This is a genomic window from Photobacterium swingsii (genome assembly GCF_024346715.1).
Lineage (GTDB): Bacteria > Pseudomonadota > Gammaproteobacteria > Enterobacterales > Vibrionaceae > Photobacterium > Photobacterium swingsii.
Map to the genome: position 1 here is coordinate 1,971,554 of NZ_AP024852.1, position 13,301 is coordinate 1,984,854.

The following is a 13,301-nucleotide window of genomic DNA, read 5'->3' on the forward strand; positions in this document are numbered from 1 at the left end:
CCGCTTACAAGGTTTCGTAGTAGTCGCGAATGTGTTGCGTTTCGCGATAGCCGTTAGTTTTGGTTTCTTTTGCTTCAGGCTTTTCTACCGTCGCATTTGCAGCAGTTGCAGTACCTGCAACCACCGCACCAGCAGCCACGCTTAGACCAATGTTTTTCAACAATTGGCGGCGGCCTTCATTAGGTTTATTTTGCTCACTCATGGAAGCTTGCTCCTTTATCGTCTTATCCGATTATCGGAAATCGATAGTTTGTTATAGCTATGGTTACGATAGGTAAGTCATAAGAATGCATGGCGCAAAGCAACGCCTTACGCCAAGGACTTAAACAAATCGTGTCTTTTCTACAGTCAAAAATTGCAAAGCCAATTCGCCGATAGCAGTGTAAAAAACAGCACTATCAGCCGACTTCAAATCGGCACAAAAACGTTCAAACCATGTCGCGATATGACGGTTAAAAAACGTTTTTTGCAGATGGTCATCGCCCCCTTCCACCAGCATTGCCATTACTTCTAGTAGGGCTGCAATGTGGTCTTCCGGTTCTTTTACATTTTCTTCGCGTTGAAACCCAAGTTGAGCCAAATCACGACGAAGATGCGCAAGAGGCATTTCCATCAAAGATCCAGTTAAGTACCAAGAACCAAAAGGTACGATCTCGCCACGACCGATACCAATAAACAGATCTTGATATTCTTCCTGCACACTAATTAAGGTTGTTTTTTCTGCCGCTAGTTTCACTAAAGGCCAAGTCGCAGCCATACCTGAAATATGCGGTTGTGGTGTAGCCACATCTAAACTAGATAGCCAGTCCAGAATATTTTCATCCGGTGCTTTACGGAGCAAATGCGCCAGCATGGAGTAAATATCTACACGTAGGGTTGTTTCTTCGTTTTGCATTAATTGCTGTTCCATTCGATTCCGCCTACACCTTTAACTGACTTTCAGGATCGCTTTCCATTTGCGAAAAAATATCGCGAACACGACAATCTTCACACATAGATAAACGACGAATTGCTTCACCCTGAAATTGCGAGTGACTCTGTAACTTTTCAGTTAACATTTTCACCATAGAAGCAGGTGCAAAGGCTTTACCACAGCTGGTACAACATGCAGCCTCTTCTTCATGAACAACTTGTGCTTCAGTGCGTGCTTGTGCATCCCAATTAAAGCCAGGCTTCATCGAAATGACTTTTTCAGGACATGCCTTTTCACACATGCCACATTGAATACAATCTTGTTCAACAAATAACAGACCAGGACGATCCCCTACAGCATGTAAGGCACGCGTTGGACACACAGACACACAGCTCATGCACAAAGTACAATCTTCCGTTTTGCAATCTACCGAACCATAAGGTGCATTCGCAGGCAATTCAGAATAGTCAGGTTTAGCGGGTGCGACATCAGCAAGTAGCGTGAGAGCTGCAAATAGCTTGTCACGCTTATTACCTTCAAAGCGCGCTTGTGCATCAGTAACCAATGCTGCGTCGTAAGCACTGAATGATTCCACCTGAGCAAAATCAAACAAAGTAATACGATCAGCTTCAAAACCTAGTTCGGTTAAGAAAGCCTGAGCAATAGCAAGTTCATCAGACAAAACGCGATCAATCGTTGCTGGAATATAATCTGTATTCGTAGCAAGTAGGACTTGATGCGCACCGTATGCCAATGCACTAAACCAAGTATCTACCCCTACAGTTGCAAGCTCTTCAAGTGCTACAGGAATAACATTTGACGGGAACAGAGCCAGAGTACGAATAACAGATGCTTCATCACGATTACCGTAAAACAGAATCGTAGGCGCTGAGCCTCCTTCTGTTTGATAACGGTCTAAAAGGCGATACACAAAATGTTGTGTGTTATCAGGATCAGGTAACGCGTAACTAATTGCTTCAGTCGGACATGCCGTTGCACATGTACCCACGCCTTGACAAAGGTATGGATTAATTTCGATAGCATGACCCGTACTGGTTAACGCCCCAGCAGGACAAGCATCGACACAACGATCACAACCACTCACGCCACGCGAAGAATGCGCACAAAGATCTGGGTTCAAACGAAAGTATTTAGGCTTATCGAATGTCCCTATCATTGCAGGTAATTCTTCAACTAAGTCTGCAACAACAGCCCCTTTTGCCGTGGCGTAATAACCCGGTGCAGGAATTTCAATCTTAACAATGCCTTCAGCCGTCATATCTAAAACAATATCGAAGCAATCACGGCCAGTCGCCACTTTTGCTAAATTTACGTTTGTTTCAGAGATAGTACCGTCTACACGACATCTCACATCAAATGCACCAAGGTAACCCTTAACAGTCACCTCTTTGCTGAAATACAGATTTTCTACTTTCTCAGCCTGTGCAGCCTTTTCAGTTGCCAGTAGGGTCACTGAGTTTAGTGCAGAAAATTGTTCAGCCAGTGCGGTAATTGTTAGCTGCTCACCAATAATCAATAAGTTCCCACGGCTTTCATAAGAAACCGTTGGAGGGATCAGATTCGCTAATTCAACCGTACCTGTAATGGCAGAGAATCGAGCGGCTGCATTTTGATCATTGCTTGCTAGTGCTTCTAGTGTACTTTTTAACATTCTTATTCCTGTGTACTCGTCACCGTTTGTCGATGTCGATTAAAGGTCAACTTTAAAATTCTTGAACCTTCATGCTTCTATAGAGCAATAACCGAACCAACTTTTAACGGAATAAAATGACCTATAAGGAACTAAAGTCAGAAAGAGACATCTGGGCTAACAGTGCGTGCGACATTTTGTCTCTCGCTATGCATTCTAGTGCGCCAAATTGTCCCGCTATTTTTTAAGGGTATTTCTCCCTTTTTGTCTCACTTTTGATTTTTCACTTAATAACCCATTATTTTTAGCTGGGTATCAGACTTTTTTATGAGACTCGATTTGGTTGAGCTGACTTGTTTTCTCATCATTGAGTGCTGGTTTGGTTACGACATCCGTCGACTTTGCTTCGAGTAAACTGTCAACATCATTACTCTCAACAAGATCAGTAGGGATTTCTGTAGGGGCAGATGCTTCAACCTCTTCTTCACTCGATGCTTTGCTAAGTTCTTCGCTTAGTGTTTCATCATCTCGCGATTGCTCAGTCTGTGACGTAGCACTATCAAGCCTATTGCTATCATTTGCATTCGTTACAGCCGCAAGATCATCATGCGCTAGACCTGTATTAACATCCATTCCAGCTGCATCAGTTAACTCTTCTACTTTGTCAGCAACTTCGTTAACCCAACTACGTAGCTGTTTTACAACCGACGTATCAAGTTTAGGTATATTTGAGAAATCTTCCGTATGATCATCCATGTCACTGATATAGTTGAATTCATCAGAATGGAAAAGCTTACTCAATGCTGCTTTCTTAACAGACTTCTCTACACCTTCTTTCAAAAAAGCAGCGGCACCCGAATCAAAGCTCACACTGGCAACGTCAGAGAATGATGGAAGTCCATCACCCGTACCTTCATCGTTAGCAGCAAGGCTCGATTCAGAAAGCGTGCTGCCTTCTGTGTTAGCTGTATCAACTTGAATCTGTGTTTCAGTATCAAGCCCCTCCTGTTCTTCAAGAGACTCCCCCTCAACACGGTTTTGTTCAGCACTAGGCGAATTAGTGGATGAATAAGCAGAAAGGTTTTCATCCACATTTAAGCTATCTAATTGATTAGACGCTTCATTCTCTTTCTTAACTGCGAGCTTACGACTAGCCCAGCGCTGAAAAATATTACTTGCCACTTGAACGACCTTTGCCTTTTTTGTTCTTACACTTCTTACGGCCACCTTCGATCAACTCACCATGTCGACCTATAAATGCTTCCATCCATGCTTGAACCGGTAACGGCGTCGTTATATGAAGTACTTGATAATCTCCATCCATATAACTGCTTGCTACTGACTGAGCAGCGGTAATATGGACAGGTTTTAATTGTTCGTTTTCTTCTTCACAAACAATGAATAAGTGAGGATCGCGTGAACTTAAATTAAAGCGATAGTCAGATCGTTCATCGCGAAATAGTTCTAGCGGTAACACATGGCTTTCTGTTGTACGTTGCTCTTCATGCAAAGCAACATCTTCAATAGACCAAGACAGTGTAGACCAGCGTCCAACTTGCTTTTCTTCTGATACTAGTCGAAAGCCAATCGGCCAAATCGATTCATTCTTATAGAGCTCAGGCACGCTTACTCCTTTATTCTTGAATACATGATTTACACAATAGCCGTGAATGAAAATGGATAGCATTTGTACTTGAACGAGCATAATGCAACTCGCTGCGCACCATTAAAACCACACTATTTTCACCTACAAAGCAATTATCAGACCAACTTATACACTTACAAAAAATAAGGGATATAATGTGTCTATTATAAGATTGGAACAATCCTTGCAGAAGACTCACAAAAGGTAAGTAGAGATAGCTACTGCACGTTTTTAACTGATTATCGTTGCATTGAACGTCAAAAGTTCTCTTTATATATCAATAAGTAATCATTCGCACTTGAGTGATAGCGACTATAATTGCTACACAGCGATGCGGATTAACGCTAAATAGTTAGAGAATAGTCGGGTTAGGAAGAATTGCTGCACTATCACCGATACACCGCGTTATACGACGATAACAAACGCCATTTTTAGACAGACAATCATTGCTACAGGACTTTTATGAATCCACTGCCAAAAATTATTAAAACCAACGCCTCAGTGAAGCAAACCATGACTGTCGATATCATGGATGAATACGGCGATATGATGACCAAAGAAATCGCCTGTGAGCATCCTTTAACGGTTTACCTCAATTGGGTTGAAGTGGTGACCTTGATGACCTTGGGTGAACGCCCTTCAGCGCTTGTACTCGGTTACCTTAAAAACCAAGGCTTCATTTCAGATTTAGAGAGTATTGAATCTGTCATTATCGATTGGGATACCAATTCTGCCGCTGTGATTACCAAAGAAGACACAGGCAATCTAGCACAGAAACTAGAAAAGAAGACTGTCACCTCGGGCTGCGGCCAAGGCACCATGTTCGGTAACGTCATGAAGAAGCTGGAAGGTGTTACCCTGCCCCAGCCTCAACTGCCTCAGTCTCAGCTGTATGGCTTGCTTGAATCACTTACCCATCATAATGAAACCTATAAGGCCGCAGGGGCTGTTCACGGTTGTGCCGTTTGTAAAGGCACAGAGATAGTGTCGTTTGTTGAAGATGTAGGTCGTCACAATGCTGTAGATACTTTAGCTGGTGAGCTATGGCTGGCTGGTCAAACTGGCGAAGACAAGATCTTTTACACCACCGGTCGATTAACATCAGAAATGGTCATTAAAGTGGCACAAATGGGTATTCCAATTCTGTTATCTCGTTCGGGTGCAACTCAAATGGGCTATGAGCTTGCCCAAAAGCTTGGCATTACCATGATTGCCCGCGCCAAAGGCCATCGCTTCCAAGTGTATAACGGCATGCAGAATTTGATTCTCGATATAAAAGGCAATCTCGATGAACAAGCCAAAAGCTTTAAGCTGAAAGATTCAAAACGAGCTAACGATAAAGGAAATGATAAAAAAGGTGATCACCAATGAGCACCGACTTCCCTGAATTCATGAACGCCAAACAAGTGGCTGAATATCTGGATTTAAACGAAAAGAAAGTTTATGCGCTAGCGAACGAAGGCTTACTGCCTTGTACCAAAATTACCGGTAAATGGCTTTTCCCCAAGGCGATGTTAGATAAGTGGTTACTTGAGTCTTGTAATAATGGGGTTCAAAACGACCGCTTGTTAATTGCAGGCTCTGACGATCCACTACTACAAATGATTGTTGGAAAAATGGCAAACCAACTCGGCAGTACTGCATTAGTGGGTTACACCTCGACAGGCACTCGACAAGGTCTAGCAATGCTCAGTAAGGGCCATGTTGATATGTGTGCCATTCATTGGGGTAACGCGGAAGAATCTGGCTTACGTCACCCAGCATTGTTGCAACAATACCCTGGTCATAAAAACTGGGTACTCGTTCATGCCTTTGAGCGCCAACAAGGCTTAGTGGTGAACCCAGACGTTGCTAAGCAATTTGGTGAGCGTGAATTAAAACCGCAAGATCTACTCGCCCCCCGCTGGCGTTGGGCGCTGCGTCAAGAAGGGGCTGGCAGTATGCGAGCTTTAGAAGAGTGGCTTCATAACCATGCCTTTAACCTAGGCATGCTAACCAAAGTTGATACCTGTAATTCTGAGCGTGAGCTCGCATCAGCCATTGCTAGGGGTCAAGCCGATGTAGGGTGTGCGAGCCAGAGTACTGCTGGGGAGTTCGGTTTAGGTTTTATTCCATTGTGTCGAGAAGCGTTTGAGTTAGTGATACCCAAAAATATTTACTTCCGTACCTTACAACAGCAGCTATTACATCAACTTGAAGACATGGAAATACAAGTACGGGGTGATCAGTTGGGTGGCTATAGCTTCCAGCGTACAGGTAAACAAATGTGGAGTGCTAGTTAGCATAGAGTTAACGGCCCATAACATATACTAAGATAACCAGTTACGAGCAATAAGGCGCGCTCGTAGCTTGGTTGCTTATTACAAGCTTCCCCCTTATTCCGACATTTTTAACACCCAGTTCAATAATTACGAAGCAAGGCTTTTTCTGAATGTAACCTGTGCTTTCTATCCCATATTTACCCTAATTTTACCGCTCACGACGTAGCATCATTATCTAGCATATTTCATATCTCTAGATGATGGATATCCCCCATGACAGTAAAGTCATCAATTAAGCCAACAATAAGAAAGACAATAAATACCCCCAAACAAAAATTAAAAAACTACGCAATACCAGATAAAGCGAAGCCTATTCTTCTCTCTGGTATCATTATTGCCGCTTCCGTTGCTTTTTTTCCACAAGAGCCACTTTATAAATTCTTACTTACCGCAAGACCATGGCAGTCTCATACGGAAGCAAGCGTTGAGACTCGGCATATAGTAAACGAGCAAAACCAAAACACCTATGCATCTACTTATTACTATATAAACACATCAAGTCAGATGATTTTTCTGCCAAATAAGCAATATCAAAAAGCCACTTTAGTTACTTATACCAGCCCCGATGTAAAACCTAGCCAATTCGAGTACCTAGAGTCAGGCTCTTGGTCTATTAGTGGTCAGTACATTGAGGTTAACCCAAGTAATATTAGTGATAACAGTACAAGTAACCAAATGGTTGATTTGCTACAACGTAACAACATACTTGATATCAAAGCCAAACAAACCTATCGCATGAACTTTGATAGCATAAAAAATGCGACGCTCAATAACCTTTCGTTCAGAACCAGCGAATATTATTAACTAACTACGACTGTCTTACTCATATAAATAAGGCCGCTATCTTTTAATAAGTAGCGGCCTTTCTTTAACCTATAGTGAATATAATATCCAACATTCTATTTGGCTTACTCTTGATGTGAAGCACTATCTAATCAATTAACCAAAAAAAACAATCAACCCGATAACTAAAGCAATAAAAAGTAAGGTGTCGGAGAAAAAATACAAAAACAAACAGAAAATTATAAATCCAATCATGAAACCGAAACCGTGTTTTTCCTATAGGGTTATCTAATATAACTCAAGCTTACTCTGCAGTAACAAAGTTTCGCTTTCTGCATAGGTTACTCTATCTTATCTCAGGCCAAATGATTAAAGCACCACCTTTAACATCCTTTAAGCCCCACACCTCGTCGAGCTAAAAACCAGTCTATAAATATCTTTGTCTATGCGTCGTATATCGACAATCTTATTGCGATTATCAAAACAGGCACTAATAACCCCAAATTTACAATCCACCAAGCCTGTCCGTTATATTCAAACCAAATAGATAAACCAATCGCCACATATGCTATCGATTTTATTACTGTAATTATTGTTGCCGTCAAGTCAAACTCTTGTACGACCCATTCTGAAATCTTAATCATAATTAAGACAAAGAAAACATACGAAAAAAACGAAGAACCAATAGTTAACAAACTCTCATTTGTTGTGTAGTGATCGCCATACCAAGGTATCAATGTATTATTCAAAATAAATTGGGGGTAATCCAATTCGTAAAAAAACCTAACACTGAAAAGGAAAGCCACAGCGGCTATTACATGAAGTGCTTGCTTAAGGTCTTTAACGAAGGCAGTCCATTGATTAAGTTTCATATAGATAAACTCAAATGCAAACGCCATAGCTAATTACTTAGCTATGGCTTCATGTTCTTAAAGGGTTACTTAACTTTTGCCATGGAATGCAAAGCGACTCATTTCTTTTCCTTCAGGGGTTACCGCTTTGAACTTCACTGATTTTGAATGGTTCATTGAAAGCGGAATGAATACACGCCCTTTCTCGTTCGTCTTAAATTCACCCTTGCTTTGTGGCACATTGGTTGCTGAGACAACAGCTTCTGCGACAGGCTTTCCATTGTCTGTTACTGTAACCCACGCTCCATTTTGTGAGTCAACCACTTTCAATCCTGCAAAAGACATAGAAGAGAAAGCGATAAGCATTGATGCGATTACGATATTAGACTTTTTCATAAGTGGAATCCTATTAGTTATTATCTTAAATCAGGGCTTTTAAACCGTTATGTTCGTTTGCTCTGAACATGTAGTTAATTTAACAACTGCAAGGTAAAAGCGCGGTAAACGAAGGTAAAGATAATTAAATGTTTTCATTTTTTGATAATGAACCTTGAGCCCAACAGAAAAACGGCCCTACTGATGACAGTAAGACCGCTCTTTTCTATCTTTAATGCTTTATATAACGCAACTGGGCGCTACAACTTAGTCTTTAATAACAACCGCTTTATTGTCGGCATTAATAACATCGATATGATTACCCTTTACTTGCTCTGTCTTAGCCTTACGAAAGCACTTTTCTATTAACTCATTAATAAAGACAAAGAATACAGGTACAAAGAAGATAGCTAATACCGTACCGCTGATCATCCCACCGAGAACACCAGTACCAATAGAATTCTGGATTTCAGAACTAGGGCCAGTTGCTATCACTAACGGAATGATCCCACACGTAAAGGCCAATGATGTCATCAAGATAGGACGTAAACGCATTTTCGCCGCATCAATCGTCGCCTCAATTAATCCTTTGCCTAACGCCCGTTGGATCTGGGCAAATTCGATGATCAAAATCGCATTCTTGGCCGATAAACCGATAATGGTAACCAAGCCGACCTTAAAAAATACATCGTTTGACATATTAGCTACTAGCACCGATGCAATTGAGCCAATAATCCCCAACGGTACAACCATAATAACGGCCAATGGTGTTGACCAGCTCTCATACAATGCCGATAGCACCAAGAAGATAACCAGCATAGAGAACGCCAGTAGCATGGTTGTTTGCGATTCAGCTTGTTTCTCCTGACGTGAAAGCCCAGTCCACTCAATCGTGGTTCCTTGCGGTAAACTTGCCACTATCTTTTCAATTTCAGCCATCGCATCGCCACTTGAAACCCCAGCGGCAGGCGCTAATGATACCGCAACTGAAGGCATGCCATTAAACCGAGTCAGTTGTAGCGGTGTTGGCTTCCATATCGGCTCAATAAACTCAGACAAATACACCATGCCACCACGTTCATTACGAATAGACAGTTTAAGAATATCTTCCAACTGCATACGTGATTTTGCATCAGCTTGAAGGATCACTTTCTGCAAGCGCCCTTTATTCGGGAAGTCATTCACATAATTTGAACCTAAAGCCGTTGAAATCGTTTCACTAATTGAAGTGAAAGAAACCCCTAACGCCTGTGCTTTCTGTCGATCAATTTTGAGTTTGATCCCGTTAGTTTCAGGTAAAGATTCAAAAAACACACTAGAGAACTGACTACTCTCACGTGCTTTTTGTAAAAATTTACGCTGTACGTTTTGGAATTTGTCATAACCAGAGTTAGAACGGTCCATTAACTGAAACGAAATATTCGATGACGTCCCTAATCCATCAATAGCTGTAGGCAACATGCTGAATACCATGCCTTCATTAAGGCCTTGTAGGTGCTCCGCTAACGCATCTATTTCTTGGTTAGTTGTCGCTCCATTTCGGTTTTCCCAATCCTTTAAGGTTGTAATGCTAAAAGCTGAGCCTGCACCTGAACCACTAAAGCTAAAACCTAAAATCGACATACTTGAATCCACGGCTTCACGTGATTGAACAAAGTCTTCAACTTTAGTCACGACATCCATGGTGCGTTCTACCGTTGCATCCGATGGCAGCTGAATTGATGTATAGAAATACCCCTGATCTTCTTCTGGCAGGAATGTACTTGGGATCTTACCAAAGCTATAAATAGCAATAGCAACAAAGGCTACGTAAAACAGCATCATTCTGCCAGTACGAACCACCAGCTTAGCGACCCAAGACTGATAACCTTGCGTCATGCTGTCAAACTTACGGTTAAACCATGCAAAAAAACCTTTCTTGTGAGCATGGGCTTCGCTATGTGGTTTTAAGATAGTCGCGCACAATGCCGGCGTTAAGGTAATCGCTAAGAAAGCCGAAAACAAAATAGAAATCGACATCGCCAACGAAAACTGTTGGAAAATGATACCGACAGAACCTGCCGCAAACGCCATCGGAATAAATACCGCTGACAACACCGCAGTAATACCCACAATAGCGCCATAGATATCTTTCATCGCCATTTGAGTCGCTTGTTTCGCTGATGCGCCTGTTTCTGCGATCACCCGCTCTACGTTTTCGACCACAACAATCGCATCATCTACAATAATCCCGATAGCCAGCACCATACCAAACATCGAAAAGACATTTATCGAAAAACCGAACGCGAGCATAACGGTAAAAGTACCAAGCAAGGCAATCGGTGCGACAATCGCAGGGATAATGGTGTATCGAACATTTTGTAAGAACAGATACATGACAAGAAACACCAACACCATGGCTTCAAATAGGGTCATTACCACTTTTGAAATCGATATCTTGGCGAATGGCGCAGCATCTGACGTAATGCTGTAATCCATGCCTGCAGGCATAGAGAGTTTTAATTCATCTAAACGAGCTCGAATACCATTAGAAGCCGCAATGGCATTCGCACCAGGCGAGAGTTTAACCGACGCAGAAGTCGACGGCTTACTGTTTTCACGGTTGGAGTACTGGTAACTGGCAGAACCAAGTTCGACTTTGGCGACATCACTCAGCAATACTTTGCCGCCATTCGATGTCGAGCGAAGTACAATCTTACGAAACTCTTCCGGTGTCTCTAGCTGGCCTTGTGCTGTTAAAGGTACTACCGTTTTCTGCCCTTGGCTTATGGGCGCATCACCCACTTTACCCGGTGAAATCTGTACATTCTGTTCTTGGATCGCCTTGGTGACATCACCAACTGTCAGGTTATAGGCATTCAGCTTAATGGGATCGATCCAAATACGCATTGCGAACTCAGCACCAAACATCTGAATCCGACCAACACCAGGTACTCGCTTCAGCTCTTCGATGATATTGCGGATCATGTAATCGCTTAATTCAGATTCGGTAAATTTACCATTCGGCGAAATCAAGCCAACATACATCAAAGTACTGGAAGATGATGACTCGACTTGAATACCTGACTGACGAACAGATAAAGGTAAGCGAGCTTCTATTGCTTTGAGCTTATTTTGAATTTCAACCTGCGCCATCTCAGGGTTAGTTCCGTTCTTAAAGGTCGCAGTAATTTCAGCACTACCATTCGAATCAGATGACGACTTAAAGTACATCAGGCCTTTAACACCTGAAATCTCACGCTCTATCAGTGATACCACAGTATCATTCAGTGTTTTCGGGCTGGCACCAGGATATGTAAGGTATAAGCTCACACTTGGAGGGGCAACGCTTGGAAAACGCTCTACCGCTAGGTTAGGAATCGAAATTACCCCAGAGAGGATAATCAATATCGCAATAACCCAAGCGAAGATTGGTCGATTAATAAAAAATTGAGACACAATACTATTCCTATCGGTTATTGCTTATCCAGCTAACTCAGCCGCTTGCCATTGTGAAATATTGAGCGCTGCGCCAGGTATCAGGTTTTCATGGCCTTCCACTATCACCTTATCCCCCTGGTCTAAGCCTTGAGTAACCACATAATTGAAGTTCTGAATACCATCCAACTTCACTACGTGTTGCTCTACGTCGCCTTTCTCTGTAACAACAACCACATAGGCATCGCCATTACTCGCACGTTGAATCGCTTGTTGGGGTAATAGGAAGGCATCTAATTTACGACGTGGGATCTCTGTTCGAACATACATCCCTGGCAGCAAGGTATGTTTACCATTTTCAGCAATAATACGAACAATTAAGTCTCCAGTATTTACATCAACACTAATGCCAGAAAAGACAATTTGGCCCGTCATCTTCTCACCATTATCATCGGACACGATAATATTGACACCCAAGCCTCGCTGATTAGCTTTCTGTTTCACCGACTGCTCTTGTGGCGTACCACTCGCCACCAATTTACGCAAAAGAGGTAACTTTGAAGCAGGTTGGCGTACATCGATATACACTTTATCGATTTGCTTTATGATCGCCAAAGCTTGGCTATCACCCTTGCTCACCAATGTACCTTCAGTAACAAGAGCCTGCTCAATAATTCCAGATATAGGCGCACGAATAGTCGCAAACTTTAGGTTTAATTTGCTCTGATCCAATGTCGCTGCATTTTGCATAACATTGGCCGATGCTTTCTTATAATTGAAGTTAGCTTCATCTAAAGCTTGCTTACTCACCGCACTTGTTTTATCCAGCTCTTGAAGGCGAATATATTGACGCTCAGCTTGTTCTAACGCTACTTTTGCTTGAGCAAGAGAGGCTTCTTTCTCCTGAATGTCGATAACAAAAGGTTCTTTATTGATCTGGAATAATGGCTGCTCACTGGCAGTGACCTCGCCTTGCTTAAATAACCGCTGAGTAATAATGCCACTCACTTGCGGGCGGATTTCTGCAGTTCGAAAAGCGACAACACGCCCTTGCAGTTCATCAAACAAAGTTACTGGCTTTTTCTCGGCTTCAATAACGGAAATATTAGCGGTTAAAGGCGGTTCTATTTCGGCGGCTTCCGTTTTATCGGCGAACAGCCCTCCTTTACATCCCACCAGCAAACTAGTTACCAGCACAGAGGCAATCAGTAGGCTCGATTTTTGTATATCCACTGTCATTATTACTCTTCTTCAAATAAGACGTTATCCCACCCACTGGAGATAACCCTTCAATAAAGAAAGCACCATAATAGTTGCAGGGTAAAAACACGGTAAAACACCATGA

General features: G+C 42.3%; 12 protein-coding genes. 3 read left to right on the forward strand and 9 right to left on the reverse strand.

The window, feature by feature from the left end:
• Nucleotides 1-4: 4 nt before the first annotated feature.
• From OCU77_RS09240 to OCU77_RS09260, 5 genes are all read right to left on the reverse strand, one after another.
• Nucleotides 5-202 (reverse strand): formate dehydrogenase subunit or accessory protein, encoded by a 198-nt coding sequence (locus tag OCU77_RS09240; RefSeq protein ID WP_048898410.1) that lies wholly within the window; start codon nt 200-202, stop codon nt 5-7.
• A gap of 120 nt (nt 203-322) precedes the next feature.
• Entirely contained in the window at nt 323-910 is a 588-nt protein-coding gene (locus OCU77_RS09245) for a TorD/DmsD family molecular chaperone (protein ID WP_048898411.1), read from the reverse strand.
• A gap of 10 nt (nt 911-920) precedes the next feature.
• On the reverse strand, nt 921-2,585 hold the full coding sequence (locus tag OCU77_RS09250) for a 4Fe-4S binding protein (RefSeq protein ID WP_107302874.1): 1,665 nt from the start codon (nt 2,583-2,585) through the stop codon (nt 921-923).
• A 294-nt stretch (nt 2,586-2,879) separates the two neighbouring features.
• The gene (locus OCU77_RS09255; protein ID WP_048898412.1) at nt 2,880-3,746 is read right to left on the reverse strand and encodes a DUF3306 domain-containing protein; all 867 of its coding nucleotides are present in this window, start codon (nt 3,744-3,746) and stop codon (nt 2,880-2,882) included.
• Complete coding sequence (locus tag OCU77_RS09260; protein ID WP_048898413.1) at nt 3,736-4,188, reverse strand: DUF3305 domain-containing protein; 453 nt, start codon at nt 4,186-4,188, stop codon at nt 3,736-3,738. The genes OCU77_RS09255 and OCU77_RS09260 overlap by 11 nt, the downstream gene beginning before the upstream one ends.
• Nucleotides 4,189-4,671: 483 nt before the next feature.
• Between OCU77_RS09260 and fdhD the strand changes: the two genes are divergently transcribed.
• The 3 genes from fdhD to OCU77_RS09275 all read left to right on the forward strand — a co-directional run bounded on the left by fdhD (nt 4,672) and on the right by OCU77_RS09275 (nt 7,334).
• The gene (gene fdhD / locus OCU77_RS09265; protein ID WP_048898414.1) at nt 4,672-5,580 is read left to right on the forward strand and encodes a formate dehydrogenase accessory sulfurtransferase FdhD; all 909 of its coding nucleotides are present in this window, start codon (nt 4,672-4,674) and stop codon (nt 5,578-5,580) included.
• Entirely contained in the window at nt 5,577-6,491 is a 915-nt protein-coding gene (locus OCU77_RS09270; RefSeq protein WP_048898415.1) for a helix-turn-helix transcriptional regulator, read from the forward strand. Before fdhD ends, OCU77_RS09270 begins: the two co-directional genes overlap by 4 nt.
• Before the next feature lie 252 nt (nt 6,492-6,743).
• Nucleotides 6,744-7,334 carry a regulatory protein ToxS gene (locus tag OCU77_RS09275; protein WP_048898416.1) on the forward strand — a complete coding sequence of 197 codons (591 nt, stop codon included), beginning with the start codon at nt 6,744-6,746 and terminating at the stop codon, nt 7,332-7,334.
• Between the two features lie 422 nt (nt 7,335-7,756).
• On the opposite strand, the gene OCU77_RS09280 is transcribed toward OCU77_RS09275, so the two are convergent.
• The 4 genes from OCU77_RS09280 to OCU77_RS09295 all read right to left on the reverse strand — a co-directional run bounded on the left by OCU77_RS09280 (nt 7,757) and on the right by OCU77_RS09295 (nt 13,195).
• Entirely contained in the window at nt 7,757-8,212 is a 456-nt protein-coding gene (locus OCU77_RS09280; protein WP_048898417.1) for a hypothetical protein, read from the reverse strand.
• 42 nt (nt 8,213-8,254) lie between these two features.
• Nucleotides 8,255-8,560: a peptidase associated/transthyretin-like domain-containing protein gene (locus tag OCU77_RS09285; RefSeq protein ID WP_048898418.1), complete on the reverse strand. Its 306-nt coding sequence runs from the start codon at nt 8,558-8,560 to the stop codon at nt 8,255-8,257.
• A gap of 246 nt (nt 8,561-8,806) precedes the next feature.
• Nucleotides 8,807-11,977 carry a multidrug efflux RND transporter permease subunit gene (locus OCU77_RS09290; RefSeq protein ID WP_048898419.1) on the reverse strand — a complete coding sequence of 1,057 codons (3,171 nt, stop codon included), beginning with the start codon at nt 11,975-11,977 and terminating at the stop codon, nt 8,807-8,809.
• Nucleotides 11,978-12,001: 24 nt separating this feature from the next.
• Entirely contained in the window at nt 12,002-13,195 is a 1,194-nt protein-coding gene (locus OCU77_RS09295; protein WP_053111790.1) for an efflux RND transporter periplasmic adaptor subunit, read from the reverse strand.
• Nucleotides 13,196-13,301 lie beyond the last annotated feature (106 nt).